This window comes from Flavimobilis sp. BM9 (assembly GCF_058313055.1).
In genome coordinates, this window is sequence record NZ_JBZEMO010000008.1 from 21,086 (window position 1) to 39,637 (window position 18,552).

The 18,552-nt window shown below is 69.5% G+C and carries 16 protein-coding genes; 3 read left to right on the forward strand and 13 right to left on the reverse strand.

Features of this window, described 5'->3' with window-relative positions; translation table 11 throughout:
• The first annotated feature begins 120 nt into the window (after window positions 1-120).
• Together AC4F3Q_RS13095 and AC4F3Q_RS13100 are read left to right on the forward strand one after the other, a co-directional pair.
• Window positions 121-903, forward strand: coding sequence for an Ig-like domain repeat protein (locus tag AC4F3Q_RS13095; RefSeq protein WP_168447046.1), 783 nt, complete (start codon window positions 121-123; stop codon window positions 901-903).
• A gap of 255 nt (window positions 904-1,158) precedes the next feature.
• Window positions 1,159-1,968 carry a hypothetical protein gene (locus AC4F3Q_RS13100; protein WP_491040351.1) on the forward strand — a complete coding sequence of 270 codons (810 nt, stop codon included), beginning with the start codon at window positions 1,159-1,161 and terminating at the stop codon, window positions 1,966-1,968.
• Window positions 1,969-2,041: 73 nt separating this feature from the next.
• Here AC4F3Q_RS13100 and AC4F3Q_RS13105 read toward each other — a convergent pair whose 3' ends face one another.
• From AC4F3Q_RS13105 to AC4F3Q_RS13115, 3 genes are all read right to left on the reverse strand, one after another.
• Window positions 2,042-3,166, reverse strand: coding sequence for a branched-chain amino acid aminotransferase (locus AC4F3Q_RS13105; protein WP_491040352.1), 1,125 nt, complete (start codon window positions 3,164-3,166; stop codon window positions 2,042-2,044).
• Window positions 3,167-3,262: 96 nt separating this feature from the next.
• Entirely contained in the window at window positions 3,263-4,306 is a 1,044-nt protein-coding gene (locus tag AC4F3Q_RS13110) for a 3-isopropylmalate dehydrogenase (RefSeq protein WP_168447043.1), read from the reverse strand.
• A gap of 83 nt (window positions 4,307-4,389) precedes the next feature.
• Window positions 4,390-4,812, reverse strand: a complete 423-nt coding sequence (locus tag AC4F3Q_RS13115) for a nitroreductase family deazaflavin-dependent oxidoreductase (RefSeq protein WP_491040353.1) — start codon at window positions 4,810-4,812, stop codon at window positions 4,390-4,392.
• Between the two features lie 91 nt (window positions 4,813-4,903).
• Between AC4F3Q_RS13115 and AC4F3Q_RS13120 the strand changes: the two genes are divergently transcribed.
• Entirely contained in the window at window positions 4,904-5,845 is a 942-nt protein-coding gene (locus tag AC4F3Q_RS13120) for an META domain-containing protein (protein ID WP_491040354.1), read from the forward strand.
• Between the two features lie 79 nt (window positions 5,846-5,924).
• On the opposite strand, the gene ilvC is transcribed toward AC4F3Q_RS13120, so the two are convergent.
• The 10 genes from ilvC to gatC form a co-directional block, all read right to left on the reverse strand.
• On the reverse strand, window positions 5,925-6,950 hold the full coding sequence (ilvC, locus tag AC4F3Q_RS13125; protein WP_491040355.1) for a ketol-acid reductoisomerase: 1,026 nt from the start codon (window positions 6,948-6,950) through the stop codon (window positions 5,925-5,927).
• 93 nt (window positions 6,951-7,043) lie between these two features.
• Window positions 7,044-7,568 (reverse strand): acetolactate synthase small subunit, encoded by a 525-nt coding sequence (ilvN, locus tag AC4F3Q_RS13130; protein WP_168447040.1) that lies wholly within the window; start codon window positions 7,566-7,568, stop codon window positions 7,044-7,046.
• 15 nt (window positions 7,569-7,583) lie between these two features.
• The gene (locus tag AC4F3Q_RS13135; RefSeq protein ID WP_491040356.1) at window positions 7,584-9,449 is read right to left on the reverse strand and encodes an acetolactate synthase large subunit; all 1,866 of its coding nucleotides are present in this window, start codon (window positions 9,447-9,449) and stop codon (window positions 7,584-7,586) included.
• Window positions 9,450-9,766: 317 nt separating this feature from the next.
• The gene (ilvD, locus tag AC4F3Q_RS13140; protein WP_491040357.1) at window positions 9,767-11,470 is read right to left on the reverse strand and encodes a dihydroxy-acid dehydratase; all 1,704 of its coding nucleotides are present in this window, start codon (window positions 11,468-11,470) and stop codon (window positions 9,767-9,769) included.
• Between the two features lie 133 nt (window positions 11,471-11,603).
• Complete coding sequence (gene ilvD / locus AC4F3Q_RS13145; RefSeq protein WP_491040358.1) at window positions 11,604-13,466, reverse strand: dihydroxy-acid dehydratase; 1,863 nt, start codon at window positions 13,464-13,466, stop codon at window positions 11,604-11,606.
• Window positions 13,467-13,572: 106 nt separating this feature from the next.
• Window positions 13,573-14,238, reverse strand: coding sequence for a 4a-hydroxytetrahydrobiopterin dehydratase (locus AC4F3Q_RS13150; RefSeq protein ID WP_491040359.1), 666 nt, complete (start codon window positions 14,236-14,238; stop codon window positions 13,573-13,575).
• 198 nt (window positions 14,239-14,436) lie between these two features.
• Window positions 14,437-15,027, reverse strand: a complete 591-nt coding sequence (locus tag AC4F3Q_RS13155; RefSeq protein WP_491040360.1) for a GNAT family N-acetyltransferase — start codon at window positions 15,025-15,027, stop codon at window positions 14,437-14,439.
• Between the two features lie 3 nt (window positions 15,028-15,030).
• Window positions 15,031-16,536, reverse strand: a complete 1,506-nt coding sequence (gatB, locus tag AC4F3Q_RS13160) for an Asp-tRNA(Asn)/Glu-tRNA(Gln) amidotransferase subunit GatB (protein WP_491040361.1) — start codon at window positions 16,534-16,536, stop codon at window positions 15,031-15,033.
• On the reverse strand, window positions 16,533-18,044 hold the full coding sequence (gene gatA / locus AC4F3Q_RS13165) for an Asp-tRNA(Asn)/Glu-tRNA(Gln) amidotransferase subunit GatA (RefSeq protein ID WP_491040362.1): 1,512 nt from the start codon (window positions 18,042-18,044) through the stop codon (window positions 16,533-16,535). Before gatA ends, gatB begins: the two co-directional genes overlap by 4 nt.
• Window positions 18,045-18,046: 2 nt before the next feature.
• Window positions 18,047-18,343: an Asp-tRNA(Asn)/Glu-tRNA(Gln) amidotransferase subunit GatC gene (gatC, locus tag AC4F3Q_RS13170; protein WP_491040363.1), complete on the reverse strand. Its 297-nt coding sequence runs from the start codon at window positions 18,341-18,343 to the stop codon at window positions 18,047-18,049.
• Window positions 18,344-18,552: the final 209 nt, after the last annotated feature.

The following is an 18,552-nucleotide window of genomic DNA, read 5'->3' on the forward strand; positions in this document are numbered from 1 at the left end:
TCCGGTTTGCCGGTTCTCGACGCGCGCATCGAACGCATGAACAGTATCTTCGCGACGGGCAGGAGACGCACCTACCCCCCAGCACACCCGGGGCAAGCCCCGCAGAACGACAGGGAACCCATGAAGAATCTCGCAAAGCGCGCCGTCACGGTCGCAGCAGCCCTTGCTCTCTCGGTCGGCGCACTGCCCGCCACCGCCTCGGCCGCCCCCGTCAGCACGGCAGCGCCCGCGACCGCCGTTGCGACGGCCAAGGTCGCGACCGCCAAGGCTGGCACGAAGATCGCGATCAAGGCGTCCGCCAAGTCCTTCCACCACGGCCAGACCGGCCCGAAGATCACGGTCGCCGTGAAGAAGGGCAGCAAGGCTGCAAGCGGAAAGGTCACCTTCTTCGACGGCAAGAAGAAGATCAAGACGGTCAAGCTCAAGAAGGGCAAGGCCACGATCCGCCTGAAGTCGAGCCTCAAGGTCGGCAAGCACAAGATCACGGCGAAGTACGGCAAGGCGTCGAAGTCCGTCAAGATCACGGTCCACAACTCCGCGCTCAAGGTCACGAAGGCGGAGTTCACGGTCTCCAAGTCTGACCCGTACGGCTTCAACCTCGACCCGGTCGCAGCCGAGGGTCAGAAGCTCACGGGCACGGTCAAGTACAAGGGCAAGCCCGCCAAGAAGGGCTACGTCGACATCTACCGCAACGGCAAGACCAAGGGCGGGGCTTCCTCGCCCGACTACATCACGATGACGGGCGTCCAGGACGGGAAGTTCTCGTTCTCCTCGTCCTGGCTCGCCCGCGTCGCTGAGAAGCTTCCGGTGGGAACCCACAAGTTCAAGGCGTTCTACACCCCCGGCTACGCGTTCGACGACTACGTCCACTCGTCGTGGATCACCGTCACGGTGACCGCATAGCGTCCGGTCGGGGGGGCGGCTTCTCCAGAAGCAGCCCTCCGCCCCACCTGCGGCCCGCGCACGGGCCGCAGGTGGCCACCTCCGCTGAGTCTTGAACCCTGAGATCTCCTTCCTCGTCGCGCGTCGCCGCCCGAGCTGCGGGTTGTCGCCGCGCGCATCACGCTCCGCATCACTGTCTTCGCCAGTGGCAGGAGCCGCTCATGTCATATCCAGCAAGACCGCGGGGCAGGGGCCCCGCTGAACGACAGGGACAGCATGAAGACACTGACTAGGCGCGCCTTCGCGCTCGGGACCACGCTTGCGCTCACCGCGGGCGCCGCGCTCGTGGCGACCACCCCGGCGCAGGCTGCGGTCGCGCGCACCCACGCGGTGACCATCGCCAGCAACCCCGGCAAGGTCACGACCTCCTCGACGTCCGGCGGGAAGAGCTTCAAGATCACCGCCACGTTCTCCGGCACCGCTAGCGACGGCGGCTACTCGGACAAGAACGGCGACGGCGTCGGCCTCTGGTACTTGGCGAGCTACCCCGAGCTGAAGCTCGTGAGCTCACGAGTCGCCAGCCCCAACAAGCCCTACGTGGTCAACGTGGCCAAGGATTCGAACCCGGTCCCCGGCTCGAAGATCACAGCGACGATCCGCGTCTCGGCCTCGACATCCCCCGGCGTCTACTCGGTGACGTTCCCGGTCAAGCAGTTGGCCTACGTCGGAAGCCAGTACGTCGAGAGCACCAAGATGGCCACCGCGAAGTTCACGGTCTCCGCCAACAAGAAGGTCTCCGTCAGCGAGACCAGCCTCGCCTCCTCGTACTGGCGTGCGGGTCAGACCGCGAAGCTCACGCTCCGCGCGCCCGACTACCAGCGTGGCGCCAAGGCGACCCTCTACGTGAAGAAGAAGGGCAAGAAGAAGTACGTCAAGCACTCGACCAAGAAGCTTCGCGAGGACGGCTACCGCTCGTCTGCGAAGTTCAGCGTCAAGAACCTGCGCAAGGGCGACAAGCTCTACTTCAAGGTCACCAAGGCGAAGTACGCCCCGGCGTACAAGTCCACGGTCGCGAAGGTCCGCTGACCTCCGCCTCGGTACGACAGGAGCGCCCGGGCCGTCCGTGAGGACGAGCCCGGGCGCTCCTGTCGTCTGCGCGTCAGGCGAGGCGGCGCATCCACCCGCGCGTGTCGGGACGCTTGCCGTTCTGGATGTCCGTCAGCTCTTCACGCACGGACATGGTCAGCTCACCTGAGGTACCGTCGCCGACCTTGAGGTCGAAGCCCTCCCCCGCGAGCCGCCCAATCGGTGTGAGCACAGCGGCTGTCCCGCACGCGAAGAGCTCGAGGATCGATCCGTCCTCGAGGCCCTGGCGAACCTCCGCGAGGGTGATGGTGCGCTCCTGGACGTCGTAGCCACGGTCGGCCACGAGCTCGAGGATCGAGCGACGCGTGACCCCCTCGAGGATCGAGCCGGTGAGCGCTGGCGTCGACACGGTGCGGTCCGCACCCACGACGAACAGGTTCATGCCCCCGAGCTCTTCGAGCGCGGTGTTCGTTGACGCGTCGAGGAAAGCGACCTGGTCGCAGCCCTTGTCGGCGGCTTCCTGCTGCGGCAGAAGGCTCGCAGCGTAGTTGCCACCGCACTTCGCAGCACCGGTGCCGCCGGCGCCAGCGCGATGGAAGTCCTGTGCCACCCAGATCGAGACCGGGTTGACGCCCTTGGCGAAGTACGGACCGACCGGTGAGGCGATCACGAGGTACTCGACCTCGCGCGAGGCACGCACCCCGAGGAAGGTCTCGGAGGCGTACATGAACGGACGAAGGTACAGGCTCGCCTCGTCCCCCGACGGTATCCACGCAAGGTCCGCCCGCACGAGCGCCTCGAGAGACCCGAGGAAGTCCTCGGTGGAGAGCTCTGGCAGAGCTAGGCGACGAGCCGAGGCGGCGAACCGCGCGGCGTTAGCCTCGGGACGGAAGGTCCACACCGAGCCGTCTGCGTGGCGGTACGCCTTGAGCCCTTCGAAGATCTCCTGCCCGTAGTGCAGGACGGCAGCCGCGGGATCGAGCCGCAGAGGACCGTACTTCTCCACGCGGCGGTCGGCCCAGCCTCCCTCGGCCGTCCACCTGATGCGTGCCATGTGGTCCGTGAACACGGTGCCGAACTTCGGCGCCGCAAGACTCGCCTCGCGCTGCTCGGCAGGCGTGGGCGTGTCCGTGAGGCGGACGTCGAAAGCCGCCGCGGCGTCGGACAGCGATGCGGTGGTGGTGCTGGTGTTGCTCATCTTGATGGCCTTTCACCCGGCGGGCGCGCACGGCGCGCAGCCCGCCACAACGGACGTTACCCGGTGAAGACGGCCGAGGGCACTGACCCGGAAGGGTCAGTCGGCCACGCGCTGTGCGAGGTCGGTGCCGATCTCGGCCGTCGACCGTACTCGTCCGGCCCGCTCGGCGAGGTCGGCCGCGACGGCCGCCTCGACCTTCGCCGACTCGGCGTCGTAGCCCAGGTGGGCGAGCAGCATCGCGACCGACAGGACGGTGGCGGTGGGGTCCGCCTTGCCCTGTCCTGCGATGTCGGGCGCCGAGCCGTGGACCGGCTCGAACATGGACGGGGCGGTGCGGTCCGGGTTGATGTTCGCGGACGCTGCGAGCCCGATGCCGCCGGTGATGGCCGCGGCCTGGTCGGTGAGGATGTCGCCGAAGAGGTTGTCCGTGACGATCACGTCGAAGCGCGACGGGTTGGTCGTCAGGAAGATGGTGGCCGCGTCGACGTGCAGGTAGTCCGTCGTGACGTCAGGGAACTCGGCGTTGACGGCCTCGACCGTGCGGCGCCACAGGTGGCCCGCGTGCACGAGGACGTTGTGCTTGTGCACGAGCGTGAGGTGCTTGCGGGGACGCGCCTGGGCGCGGGCGAAGGCGTCGCGGACGACGCGCTCGACGCCGAACGCGGTGTTCACGGACACCTCGTTGGCGACCTCGTGCGGCGTCCCGGTGCGGATGGACCCGCCGTTGCCGACGTACGGCCCCTCGGTGCCCTCGCGGACGACCACGAAGTCGATCTCGCCAGGGTTGGCGAGCGGCGACTGCACGCCCGGGTAGAGCTTGCCAGGGCGGAGGTTGACGTAGTGGTCGAGGCTGAAGCGCAGCTTGAGGAGGAGCCCGCGCTCGAGCACGCCCGACGGCACCGTCGGGTCGCCGATGGCGCCGAGCAGGATCGCGTCGTGCGTGCGGATCGCGGCGAGGTCCTCGTCGGTGAGGGTCTCGCCGGTCGCGTGCCAGCGCTTCGCACCGAGGTTGAAGGCGGTCTGGTCGACCTTCACGTCGGACGAGGCGAGAGCGGCCTCGAGGACCTTGAGGCCCTGCTCGACGACCTCGATACCGATGCCGTCTCCAGCGACGACTGCGAGATTGATGTTGCGCGTCATGCAGGCATGCTACGCCGCCGGAGCGCAACGACGGACGGCCGTCTCATCAAAATATGAGACGGATCGTCCTGAGGTCCGGATGGTCAGGCGCTGACGGGCTCGAGCACGAACACCGGGAGCAGCCGGTCGGTCCGCGTCGCGTAGTCGGCGTAGGGAGGAGGGAACGCCTCGACCGCACGCTTCCACCACAGCTCGCGCTCCTCCCCCTCGACCTCGCGCGCGGCCATGTCCTGGCGGACAGGTCCGTCCTGCAGCCCCACCAAGGGGTGCGCGACGACGTTGTGGTACCAGACCGGGTGCTGGGGCGCGCCGCCGTACGACGCCACGACGGCGTACCCGCCGTCGTGCTCGACCCGCATGAGCGGGATCTTTCGCAGCGCACCCGACGCCGCGCCGACCGTCGTGAGGATGACGACCGGGCGCCGGTCGAGCGTCGTGCCCGACGTACCGCCGGACCTCCTAAACTCCTCGACCTGCTTGCGGGCCCGTTGAGAGGCGCCGGGCATTTAGGTTCCCTCGAGTGGCATGGATCCAGTCAACCACCGCAGCGCGCACCTGTCCGCGCAAGAACGCGACCTCTCAAGACAGAGAAGAGACATGCCCCGCCATGCTCCCCGCCATGCTCCCCGCCCGGCCCGCCGCGCAGCACGCCTCGTGGCCGCGCTCCCCTTGCTCGTGCTCCTCGGCGCGTGCGCGGACCCGTCGACACTCCCCGGCTCGGGACCGGGCTCGAGCTCGCCCGCACCGTCCGGCTCGGACCTCTCCGTCGCGGCCCGGCTCGTCGGCTCGTGGACCGTGCACGACTCAATGTCGTCGGACGGCGCCGTCCTCCAGTTCAACGGGACGTACGGGACTCTCTGGCGTGAGTGCGGCACCGCCGACTACGCGATCATCGTCAGCCCCAGCGGCACCGTCCGCGCCCGGTTGCAGGGCGGTGCTGGCGAGTGCGACCTCGACGAGGGGGTGCCCTGGCTCGCGACGGCGGCACGCCTCGTCCCCGAGGAGGACACGATGCTCGTCGAGGACGCCGCCGGCTCACGCCTCGCCACACTCCACCCCGGCGGGGAGCCGACGAAGCACGACGACATCGACCCGTCGCTCGCGGCAGATCCCGAGCTCACCGACGAGCTCGAGGCGATGCTCTCGGCCCCTGTCGTCGACCTGCCCGACGGACTCAGCCCGGCGACCGTCGAGGAGGCGACGGCAGGGCGCTGGTACCCGGACCGTTACGCGCCGTCGGCTCCGGAAGGCTCGTGGCTCGAGCTCGACGCCGACGGAACCTGGTCAGGCAGCGACGGCTGCAACGGCCAGGGCAGCGTGTGGCTGCTCGAGCCGAGCGGCTGGTTCCGCAGCGGCGCGTGGGCCCAGACCGCGATCGGGTGCCCCGGCGTCAACGTCGGGGGGACGTTGTCCGAGGGGGTCGCGCTCGCCGTCGACGAGCAGGGAGCGCTCGTCGCGCTCGACGCGACAGGGACCCCCACCGCGCGCTTCGTCCGCGACATCGCGGACGCGGTGCCCGACGCCTCGCTCGAGCTTTAGCCGCCCGGGCCGCCCGCTCCGGGAACGACGACGGCCCGTCCGCACCGAGGTGCGGACGGGCCGTAGGACGATCGATGGGTCAGCGCGCGGCCGAGCCTTCGACGTAGTCGGCGTCCTGCTGCTTCCACGCGAAGAGGGAGCGGAGCTCACGGCCGACCGTCTCGATCGGGTGCTGGGCCGCCTTCTCGCGCAGCTGCGTGAACTCGGGAGCGCCCGCGTCCTGGTCGTTGATGAAGCGCTCCGCGAAGGCACCCGACTGGATGTCTGCGAGGACGGCCTTCATGTTCTCCTTCACCTCGGGGGTGATGACTCGCGGGCCGGAGACGTAGTCGCCGTACTCCGCGGTGTCCGAGACGGACCAGCGCTGCTTGGCGATGCCGCCCTCCCACATGAGGTCGACGATGAGCTTGAGCTCGTGGAGAACCTCGAAGTAGGCGATCTGCGGCTGGTAGCCAGCCTCGGTGAGGACCTCGAACCCGTACTGGACGAGCTGCGAGGTGCCACCGCACAGGACGGCCTGCTCACCGAACAGGTCGGTCTCGGTCTCCTCGGTGAAGGTCGTCTTGATGACGCCGGCACGCGTGCCGCCGATCGCCTTCGCGTAGGAGAGCGCCGTCGCCCAGGCGTTGCCCGAGGCGTCCTTCTCGACGGCGATGATGTCCGGGATGCCGCGGCCCGCGACGTACTCGCGGCGCACCGTGTGACCGGGGGCCTTCGGCGCGACCAGGATGACGTCGACGCCCTCGGGGGTCTCGATGTAGCCGAAGCGGATGTTGAAGCCGTGCGCGAAGGCGAGCGTCTTGCCCTCGGTGAGGTGCTGCTGGATCTCGTTCGCGTAGATCGAGCGCTGGTGCTGGTCCGGAGCCAGGATCATGATGAGGTCGGCCCACGCGGCGGCGTCGGACACCGTCTTGACCTCGAAGCCGTCGTCGGACGCCTTGGCGATCGACTTCGACCCCTCCTTGAGCGCGATGACGACCTCGACGCCCGAGTCACGCAGGTTCTGCGCGTGGGCGTGACCCTGCGAGCCGTAGCCGACGATCGCGACCTTCTTGCCCTGGACGATGGACAGGTCGGCGTCGTCGTCGTAGAAAAGCTCAGCCACCGTAGTTCTCCTTGTTGTCGTGACTCGTGTTACGGGAGTTCGTGCGTCACCGTCAGGACCAGTCTTACCGGACCGTGCCCGACGGCGGGTTGATCATGCGAGGCGTGAGACGCGCTCGAGCGCCCGGTCGGTGATCGAGCGGGAGCCGCGGCCGATGCCGACGGTCCCGGACTTGACGATCTCGCGGATGCCGAACGGCTCGAGCGCCGCGAGGAGCGCGCGCAGCTTGTCGGGGTTGCCGGTCGCCTCGATCGTCACGGCGTCCGTGACGACGTCGACCACGTGCGCGCGGAACAGCTCGACGACCTGCAGGACGTGCCCGCGGCTCGACGTGTCGGCCTTGACCTTGACGAGCAGCAGCTCGCGCTGGACGGAGGCACCCGGGTCGAGCTCGACGATCTTGATGACGTTGATGAGCTTGTTGAGCTGCTTCGTCACCTGTTCGAGCGGAAGCTCGTCGACGTCGACGACGACCGTGATGCGCGAGATCTCCTCGTGCTCGGTCGGGCCGACGGCCAGGGAGTGGATGTTGAACGAGCGCCGGGCGAACAGGCCAGCGACGCGCGTGAGCACGCCGGGCTTGTTCTCGACGAGGACGGAGAGGGTGTGCCGGGTCATCGTGTGGTTCCCTTCTCAGTCTTCACGGTCCCACGCGGGCGAGATGCCGCGCGCGTACTGGATGTCGTCGTTGCTCACGCCTGCGGCGACCATCGGCCAGACCATCGCGTCGCGTGAGACGTTGAAGTCGATGACGACCGGCTGGTCGTCGATCTCCCTGGCACGCTTGATCGCGGCCTCGACCTCGGAGGCGTGCTCGACGCGGATGCCGACGCACCCGTACGCGTCCGCGAGCTTGACGAAGTCCGGCACTCGCGCCGTGCCCGACCCGGTGTGCAGGTCGGTGTTGGAGTAGCGCTTCTCGTAGAAGAGGGTCTGCCACTGGCGGACCATGCCGAGCGACGAGTTGTTGATGAGCGCGACCTTGATCGGGATCTCGTTGATCGTGCAGGTCGCGAGCTCCTGGTTGGTCATCTGGAAGCAGCCGTCGCCATCGATCGCCCACACCTCGCGGTCCGGGTCGCCGACCTTGGCGCCCATCGCGGCGGGGATCGAGAAGCCCATCGTGCCCAGGCCGCCGGAGTTGAGCCAGGCGTTGGGGCGCTCGTAGCGGATGAACTGCGCGGCCCACATCTGGTGCTGGCCCACGCCCGCGGCGTAGACAGCCTCCGGGCCGGCCATCTCGCCGAGCTTGGCGATGACGGCCTGCGGCGCCAGAGCGCCGTCGTCGGTCGGCGTGTATCCGAGCGGGTACGTCTCGCGCCAGTCGTCGAGCTGGCGCCACCAGGCCTCGAGGTCCGGCTTGCCGTGCTTCTCGTGCTCGGCGGCGAGCTCGGGGACGAGGTCCGCGATGATCTCCTTGAGGTCGCCGACGATGGGGACGTCGACGACGCGGTTCTTGCCGATCTCCGCGGGGTCGATGTCCGCGTGGATGATCTGGGCGCCGGGGGCGAAGGACGAGAGCTTACCGGTGACGCGGTCGTCGAACCGTGCACCGAGCGCGACGACGAGGTCGGCCCGCTGCAGCGCAGCGACCGCGGGCACGGTGCCGTGCATGCCCGGCATGCCGAGGTTCTGGGGGTGCGAGTCAGGGACGGCACCGCGCGCCATGAGGGTCGTCACGACAGCCGCACCCGAAAGGTCGACGAGCTTGCGCAGCTCGGCGGACGCACCGGAGCGGATCGCGCCGCCGCCGACGTACAGGACCGGCCTGCGAGCGGCCGCGAGCAGCTTCGCAGCCTCCCGGATCTGCTTCGTGTGGGGCTTGGTCACCGGGTGGTACCCCGGCAGGGAGAGCTCGGTCGGCCACTCGAACACGGTCCGGGACTGCATCGCGGACTTGGCGATGTCGACGAGGACGGGTCCGGGACGCCCGGTGCGCGCGATGTGGAACGCCTCGGCGATCGTGCGCGGGATGTCGTCGGGGTTGGTGACGAGGAAGTTGTGCTTCGAGACGGGCATCGTGATGCCGACGATGTCGGCCTCCTGGAACGCGTCCGTCCCGATGAAGCTCGCTCCGACCTGGCCCGTGATCGCGACGAGCGGCACGGAGTCCATGTTGGCGTCGGCGATCGGGGTGACGAGGTTCGTGGCGCCCGGGCCCGAGGTCGCCATGCAGACGCCCACCTTGCCCGAGGTGTACGCGTAGCCCTGGGCCGCGTGACCGCCGCCCTGCTCGTGCCGCACGAGGATGTGACGCAGCTTCGTCGAGTCCATGAGCGGGTCGTACGTCGGGAGGATCGCCCCGCCCGGGATCCCGAACACGGTGTCCGCTCCCGCGGCCTCGAGCGACCGGACGATCGCCTCGGCGCCGGTCATCTCCTCGCGCGCGGGAACGCTCGTCCTCGAGCGCTCGTGGGCGCGGGCGGCCTGCGTCGGTGAGGGCGCGGGCTTCGGGACTGCTCCCGCCGCCTGCGGCGTCGGGTGGGAACCCTGGACCATCGGTTACTCCCTGGCTGTGGTGCTGTGACTTTCGAGGACTGCCCGGGTCCCTGCCGTGTGTGGCAGGTACTCCGAGGCATAAAAAAGCCCCTCGTGCCCGGGTGGGGCCGTTCGAGGGGTGAGCGCGCGGCGGCGACCGGTGGTGTCCGGTGTCAGGCTGCGCGCCCGGGAAGTACTACGAGGATCGTCTGCACGCTCGACACACTACGCCTCCCCCTCTCTGATGTCACACACCAGGCGCGCGGGTCTCACGCCCTAAGACGTACGCATCCGCGGGAGGCGGTCGGACCTGAGCGGCAGGCACCTGCCGCGCGACCTCAGGCGAGCACCGCCCCCGTCGACGCGGACTGGACGAGCTTCGCATACCGCGCGAGGACGCCGCGCGTGAAGCGCGGGGGCAGCGGCGCCCACCCTTCCCTGCGGGCGGCAAGCTCGGCGTCGTCCACGAGCAGGTCGAGCCGCGCGTTCGCGACGTCGAGGCGGATCCTGTCGCCGTCGCGCACGAACGCGATGGGGCCGGCGTCGACGGCCTCGGGTGCGACGTGCCCGACGCACAGGCCGGTCGTCCCGCCGGAGAACCGACCGTCGGTGAGCAGCAGGACGTCCTTGCCGAGCCCGGCACCCTTGATCGCACCGGTGATCGCGAGCATCTCCCGCATGCCGGGCCCGCCCTTCGGACCTTCGTAGCGGATGACGACGACGTCGCTCGCCTGGATCGTGCCGTCCTCGAGGGCGTCGAGCGCGGCGCGCTCACGCTCGAAGACGCGCGCGGTGCCCTCGAACACGTCGGTGTCGAAGCCGGCGGACTTCACGACGGCACCGTCGGGTGCGAGCGAGCCCTCGAGGATCGTGATGCCGCCCGTGCGGTGGATCGGGTTGTCGAGCGCACGCAGGATCTTGCCGTCGGGGTCGGGCGGCGCGACGTCCGCGAGGTTCTCCGCGACGGTGCGGCCGGTGACGGTGAGGCAGTCGCCGTGGAGGAGCCCGGCGTCGAGCAGCGCCTTCATGACGACAGGCACTCCCCCGATCCGGTCGACGTCCGCCATGACGTAACGGCCGAACGGCTTGAGGTCGCCCAGGTGCGGCACCTTGGCGGCGACGCGGCGGAAGTCGTCGAGCGTCAGGTCGACCTCGGCTTCGTGGGCGATCGCAAGGAGGTGCAGGACGGCGTTGGTCGAGCCGCCGAATGCCATGACGACGGCGATGGCGTTCTCGAACGCTTCCTTCGTCATGATCTGCCGCGCGGTGATCCCCCGTCGCAGCAGCTCGACGACCGCCTCGCCCGAGCGCTGAGCGAACGAGTCACGACGCCGGTCCGCCGAGGGCGGTGCCGCTGAGCCGGGCAGCGACATGCCCATCGCCTCGGCGACGGACGCCATCGTGTTCGCCGTGTACATGCCCCCGCACGCGCCCTCCCCCGGGCAGATCGCGCGCTCGATGCGGCCCAGGTCCTCCGTGCTCATGAGGCCGCGCGCGCACGCTCCGACCGCCTCGAAGGCATCGATCAGGGTCACGTCCTTCTCGGTGCCGTCCTCGAGCTTGACCCACCCGGGAGCGATCGTGCCGGCGTAGAGGAAGACGGACGCGAGGTCGAGCCGCGCGGCGGCCATGAGCATGCCGGGCAGCGACTTGTCGCACCCCGCGAGGAGGACGGAGCCGTCGAGCCGCTCAGCCATCATCACGGTCTCGACGGAGTCCGCGATGACGTCGCGCGAGACGAGCGAGAAGTGCATGCCCTCGTGGCCCATCGAGATGCCGTCGGAGACGGAGATGGTCCCGAACTCGAGTGGGTAGCCGCCGCCCGCATGGACGCCGTTCTTCACGGCCTTCGCGAGGCGGTCGAGCGACAGGTTGCACGGCGTGATCTCGTTCCACGAGCTCGCGACGCCGATCTGCGGCTTGTCCCAGTCGTCGTCGCCCATGCCGACGGCGCGGAGCATCCCGCGCGAGGCCGTCGCCTCGATCCCGTCCGTGACCTGCCGTGACCTGGGCTTGATGTCGATCGCGTCGTCGCTCGCCATACCGCGAGTATCACCCGCATGCCCTCGCGAGGCCACAGGTGCAGCAGCCCGCGCCCTGCCCGGGGACGTCAGCGCCCGGGGACACGGACAGGCCCGGGTCCGCCGAAGCGGTCCGGGCCTGTCGAGGAGCGTGTCAGCGGCGGCGCAGCAACGACACGTCGCGCACGGCGCCACGGTCCGCGGACGTCGCCATCGCGGCGTAGGCCTGCAGGGCGGGCGACACGTAGCGGTCACGGTCCTTGGGCTGCCACGGGTTCTCGGACGCCTCCATCTTGGCGCGGCGCTCGGCGAGCACCTCGTCGGGGACGTTGAGACGGATGACGCGCGTGTCGACGTCGATCTCGATCTCGTCGTCGTCCTCGACGAGGCCGATCAGGCCGCCCGCGGCCGCCTCGGGCGAGACGTGGCCGATCGAGATACCCGACGACCCGCCCGAGAAGCGACCGTCGGTGATCAGTGCGCACACCTTGCCCAGGCCGCGGCCCTTGATGAACGACGTCGGGTAGAGCATCTCCTGCATGCCCGGGCCGCCGGCGGGGCCCTCGTAGCGCACGACGACGACGTGACCCGGCTGGACCTGCTTCGTGAGGATCTTCTCGACCGCCTCGTCCTGGGACTCGCACACGAGAGCGCGCCCGACGAAGTGGAAGACGTCCGGGTCGACGCCCGCCGTCTTGAAGACGGCGCCGTCCTCGGCGAGGTTGCCGCGCAGGACGGCGAGGCCTCCCTCGACGGTGTAGGCGTGCGCGAGGTCGCGGATGCAGCCTCCGGCCGCGTCGGTGTCGAGAGACTCCCAGCGGTTGGACGTCGAGAAGGCCTGCGTCGTGCGCACGCCGCCGGGGGCAGCGTGGAACAGCTCGACGGCCCGCTCGGTGGCCTTGCCGCCGCGGACGTCCCAGTCGTCGAGCCACTCGCGGAGCGTCGGTGTGTGCACGGACGTGACGTCGTGGTCGAGCAGGCCTGCGCGGTCGAGCTCGCCGAGGAGCGCGGGGATCCCGCCAGCACGGTGCACGTCCTCCATGTGGTACGCCGGGTGGTTCGGCGCGACCTTGGACAGGCACGGCACGCGACGCGAGATGTCCTCGATGTCGGCGAGCGTGAAGTCGACCTCCGCCTCCTGGGCAGCGGCAAGGATGTGCAGGACCGTGTTGGTCGAGCCGCCCATCGCCACGTCGAGCGCCATCGCGTTCGCGAACGCCGCCTTCGTCGCGATCGAGCGCGGCGCAGCCGAGTCGTCCTCGTCGTCGTAGTAGCGCTTCGCGAGCTCGACGATCGTGCGGCCTGCCTCGAGGAAGAGCTCCTTGCGGGCGGCGTGCGTCGCGAGCGTCGAGCCGTTGCCGGGGAGCGAGAGACCGAGGGCCTCGGTCAGGCAGTTCATCGAGTTGGCGGTGAACATGCCGGAGCACGAGCCGCACGTGGGGCAGGCGTTCTCCTCGACCTTGGCGAGCGCGTCGTCGGACACGTCGTCGTCGGCCGCGTAGTTGATCGCGTTGACCAGGTTGAGCGGGGTGCGTGCGACGCCGTCGGCCACGACAGCCTTGCCCGCCTCCATCGGCCCGCCCGACACGAAGATGACGGGGATGTTGAGGCGCAGCGCGGCGTTGAGCATGCCCGGCGTGATCTTGTCGCAGTTGGAGATGCAGACGATCGCATCGGCGCAGTGCGCGTTGACCATGTACTCGACCGAGTCGGCGATCAGGTCGCGGCTCGGGAGCGAGTAGAGCATGCCGCCGTGGCCCATCGCGATCCCGTCATCGACGGCGATCGTGTTGAACTCCTTGGCAACGCCGCCCGCCTCGACGATCGCGCTCGCGACGAGGTCACCCATGTCCTTGAGGTGGACGTGACCGGGTACGAACTGCGTGTACGAGTTGGCGATCGCGATGATCGGCTTGCCGAAGTCCTCCGAACCCATGCCGGTCGCGCGCCAGAGCGCGCGGGCGCCGGACATGTTGCGGCCGTGGGTGGAGGTCCGGGAACGCAGCGGACGGCTCATGCAGGTCAGCTCCTCGATGTTGCTCGGCACTCACGTCGACATGCCGGTCGCCCAACCCTACGGCTGACGCGCTGCGGTCGAGGTCAGCGTCCGGAGCGTGGTCCTCTCACCCCTCGTCCAGGGACCCCTGGCTCGCGCGCGGCTGCCAGGTGCACAGGCATGCCTCGTTCCCCTCGGCGTCGGCGACGACCCACCACGACGGCGCGAAGCGGTCGGTGACGAGCGTCCCGCCCTCGGCGAGCGCGGCGTCGAGCCGCGCCTGCAGCTCGTCGTGGGGCACGTACACGTCGAGGTGGATGCGGTTGCGCTGCGGCCGCGGCTCATCCATCTGCTGGAACCAGACCCCAGGGAGCGCGCCGTGCGGGTCGGCGAGGTCTTCGTCGTCGCCCTCGTAGCCCAGGACTGCGCGCCAGAACGGGGCGACGGCGCCGCTGACCATGACGTCGATCCCGATCTCGACGACGCCCGGCGCCTGGCTCGTCGCGACGCCGAGGTCCTGGGCGATCTGGGAGATGACGAGCGCGAGGTCGACGTCGGCGGAGGTGATCGCCCCGACGTCGTGCGTCGTGAGCGCGACGTCGACGTGCGTGTACCGCAACGTGACGTCGGGATGGTGCTGCTGCGCCTCGGCTGCGGCGGTGAGCCGTTCGACGAGCTGGACGCCGCGGACGAACGTGCCGGTGGTGAACCGGGCGCGGATCGCTCCTGCGACGACGCGCCAGCCGGCGTCGTAGACGGCTTCCTGGGCCCGGGCGTTGTCGAGAGGTTCCATGTCCCCAGGGTCGCACCGGCCGCGCGGTCGCGACAGCCGAACGAGGACCGCGCGAGGACAGCGCCGTGATTCGGCTGCGCGGCCGGCGTTTCGTCCCGTGAGCACCGCCGGGCTCTGCCGCACGGGGCCAGTCACGCGAAGGACGCCGCGACCGTGAGGTCGCGGCGTCCCTCGACTGCGTGTCGTTCAGGTGTGGCGTCAGAGCGCGACGTCGTCCTGCGGGCCCGGCTCCTCGTGCTCGTCGGCGAGGATGCCCATGACGACGAGGTCGGCCCACCCCTCGCCGTCGCGCACGGCCTCGCGCAGCGTGCCCTCGACCGTGAAGCCGAGCGACTCGTAGAGCATGCGTGCACGCGGGTTGATGCTCAGCACGCGCAACGAGACCCGGTGCAGGCCGAGCCCGTCCGGCGCGAACGCGAACGTCAGGACGTGCGCGATCGCCTCGCGGCCGTACCCCCTCCCCCGATAGTTGGGCAGGAGGTTGAGGCGCAGGTTGGCCGTCGAGTTCTCGGCGTCGATCTCGTCGAGGACGATCTCGCCGAACATCTCGTCGGCGACGAACAGGCCGTCGCGCTGCACGGCCGACGTGATCGCCCAGTCGTAGCGGCCTTCGAGCGTCGGCGCCTCGTCGAGCCACTGCTGGATCTCCTCGGGCGTGTACGTCCGGGTAGACCCGGTGAGACGCATCGCCTCGGGGTCTTGGACGAGCTCGCCCAGGCGTGGCGCGTCCGACGGCCGCATAGGCCGCAGACGCACCATCTCACCGAGTCTCTCGGGGCCGGCGACCATGGCTCAGCCGATCCTCTCGAGCACCAGCTCGCGGACGCGACCGGCGTCGGCCTGCCCGCGGGTCGCCTTCATGACGGCACCGATGACCGCACCGATCGGGCCGAGGTTGCCGCTCTTGATCTTCTCGACGATGTCGGGCTGCGCAGCGAGCACCTCGTCGATGACGGCGAGGAGCGGACCGTCGTCCGAGACGACCTCGAGGCCGCGGTCCGCGACGATCTGTGCGGCGCTGCCCTCGCCCGCGAGGATGCCCTCGAGCACCTGGCGCGCGATCTTGTCGTTGATCTTCCCGTCGTCGACGAGCTGCTGGAGCTCGACGATCTGCTGCGGGGTGACGGGGAGCTGTTCGAGCTCGATCTCGTCGGTCTTGGCACGTCGCGCGAGCTCGCCCATCCACCACTTGCGAGCGGCGGCGGCGCTCGTGCCGGCGGCGACCGTCGACTCGATGAGGTCGAGTGCGCCAGCGTTGACGACGTCGCGCATCTCCGGGTCGGAGTAGCCCCACTCGGCCTGCAGCCGGTTGCGGCGTGCGACGGGCATCTCCGGGAGGCTCGTACGGATCTCCTCGACCCATTCGCGGCTGGGCGCGACGGGGACGAGGTCAGGCTCGGGGAAGTACCGGTAGTCCTCGGCGTCGGACTTCACGCGGCCCGACGTCGTGATGCCGGTGTCTTCGTGCCAGTGCCGGGTCTCCTGGATGATCGTCTCGCCCGCGTCGAGCACAGCGGCCTGGCGGGAGACCTCATAACGGACGGCACGTTCGATCGACCGGAACGAGTTGACGTTCTTGGTCTCGGTACGCGTGCCGAGCGGCGACTCGGGCGTCGCGCGGAGCGAGAGGTTGACGTCGGCGCGGACGTTGCCGCGCTCCATGCGGGCCTCGGAGACGTCGAGAGCGCGGAAGATGTCGCGCAGCGTCTGGACGTAGGCGCGCGCGACCTCGGGAGCACGGTCACCTGCGCCGACGATCGGACGCGTGACGATCTCGACGAGCGGGATGCCTGCACGGTTGTAGTCGACGAGCGAGTACTCGGCTCCGTGGATCCGGCCGGTGGAGCCACCGACGTGCGTGTTCTTGCCGGCGTCCTCCTCCATGTGGGCGCGCTCGATCTCGACACGGAAGACCGAGCCGTCGTCCAGCTCGACGTCGAGATGACCGTCGAACGCGATCGGCTCGTCGTACTGGGACGTCTGGAAGTTCTTCGGCACGTCCGGGTAGAAGTAGTTCTTCCGCGCGAACCGGCACGACTCGGCGATCTCGCAGTTGAGCGCGAGGCCGATGCGGATCGCGTACTCGACCGCGGTGCGGTTGACGACGGGCAACGCACCGGGGAGGCCGAGCGAGACCGGCGTGGTCTGAGAGTTCGGCTCGCCGCCGAACTCGACCTCGGCGGCGCAGAACATCTTGGTACGAGTCCCGAGCTCGACGTGCACCTCGATGCCGATGACGGGGTCGTAGCGGCGGACCGCGTCGTCGTACGCGACGAGGTCGACGGTGGTGGCGCTCATCGTGCGATCTCCAGTTCCGGGGCCTGCGCGATCAGCGGCGCACCCCACGTGTTCTCGAGTGCGGCCTCGAGGGCCGCGCCCACGCGGTACAGACGATCGTCGGCCTTCGCCGGCGCGAGGATCTGGAAGCCGACGGGAAGCCCGTCGTCAGACAGGCCGTTCGGGACGGAGATCCCCGGGATGCCTGCGAGGTTCGCGGGGATCGTGGCGACGTCGTTGAGGTACATCGCGAGCGGGTCGTCGAGCTTCTCCCCCAGCTTGAAGGCCGTCGTCGGGGCGGTCGGCGAGACGAGCACGTCAGCGACCTCGAACGCGGCGTCGAAGTCACGCTGGATGAGCGTACGGACCTTCTGCGCGCTGCCGTAGTAGGCGTCGTAGTACCCGGCCGACAGAGCGTAGGTACCGAGGATGACGCGGCGCTTGACCTCGTCGCCGAAGCCTGCGCCGCGGGTCGCGGACATGACGCGCTCTGCGGTCGCAGGGCCGTCGGTGGGTTCGACGCGAAGCCCGAAACGCATCCCGTCGAACTTGGCGAGGTTGCTGGATGCCTCCGACGGCATGATCAGGTAGTACGCGGCGAGCGCGTACTCGAAGTGGGGGCAGGAGACCTCGACGACGGTCGCACCCGCCTTCTCGAGGAGGCCGACCGACTCAGCGAAGCGGGAGCTCACGCCGTCCTGGTAACCATCGCCGGAGAGCTCCTTGACGATGCCGACGCGAAGACCGGTCAGATCGCCGAGCGCACCCTGACGAGCGGCCTCCACGAGGTTTGGGAGCGGCTCGTCGATCGACGTCGAGTCGCGCGGGTCGTGGCCGCCGATGAGCTCGTGGAGCAGAGCGGAGTCGAGGACGGTACGCGTGACCGGTCCCGCCTGGTCGAGCGACGATGCCATAGCGATGAGGCCGTATCGCGAGACGGAGCCGTACGTGGGCTTCACACCGACGGTGCCGGTGACAGCACCCGGCTGGCGAATGGAACCACCGGTGTCGGTGCCGATCGCGAGGGGCGCCTCGAATGCGGCGACCGCGGCGGCGGAGCCACCGCCGGAGCCGCCGGGGATCCGGTCGAGGTCCCAGGGGTTGTGCGTGTTGCCGTAGGCGGAGTGCTCCGTCGACGACCCCATCGCAAACTCGTCCATGTTGGTCTTCCCGAGGATGGGCAGCCCGGCGTCCTTGATCCGCTCGATGAGGGTCGCGTCGTAGGGCGGGATCCAGCCTTCGAGGATCTTGGAACCAGCCGTGGTGGGGAGCCCCTCGGTGACGACGACGTCCTTGATGGCGATCGGCACGCCTGCGAGGGGGTGGAGCTTCTCCCCGGCGGCCCGGCGTGCGTCGACGTCAGCAGCGGTCTTGAGCGCCTCGGCGTCAGAGATGTGCAGGAAGGCGTGCACCTGGCCGTCGACGGCGTCGATCCGGTCGAGGTGGGCCTGCGTGACCTCGACAGAGGTGACGGTGCCCGCGGCGAGAAGCTCGGCCAGCTTGGCTGCCGAGAGTCGTGTGAGGTCCATGGTCACTCTTCTCCGAGGATCTGGGGAACGAGGAAGCGGCCGTCCTCGTGGGCGGGTGCCCCTGAGAGCGCGGCATCCTGGCTGAGGGGCGCGACGGGCACGTCTTCACGGAAGACGTTCGTCAGCGGCAGCGGGTGGCTCGTCGCGGGGACGTCGGCCGTGGCGACCGTGCTGACCTTCTCGATCGCGGTCACGATGACGGCGAGCTCACCGGCCAGCTTGTCGACGTGTTCTGGGCTGAGGTCGATGCGCGCCAGCTCGGCGACGCGCGCCACCTCGTCACGGGAGAGTGAGGACATGGGACCAGTCTAGTTGGTGCTGAGGCGGCGTTCGGCCCTGCACGAGGCGCTGGCCCTCAGCGCCCCTCGACGCCACGCCAGACCGCCCAGCGTCCGCAATCGATTGAACCCGCCGCCGCGGGCGACCTCACATGTTCAGCCTAGGCCGGGGTTGTCTGGGTACGCCAAAGGCCCACCCCGATCGGGGTGGGCCTTTGGTGAATGGTTGT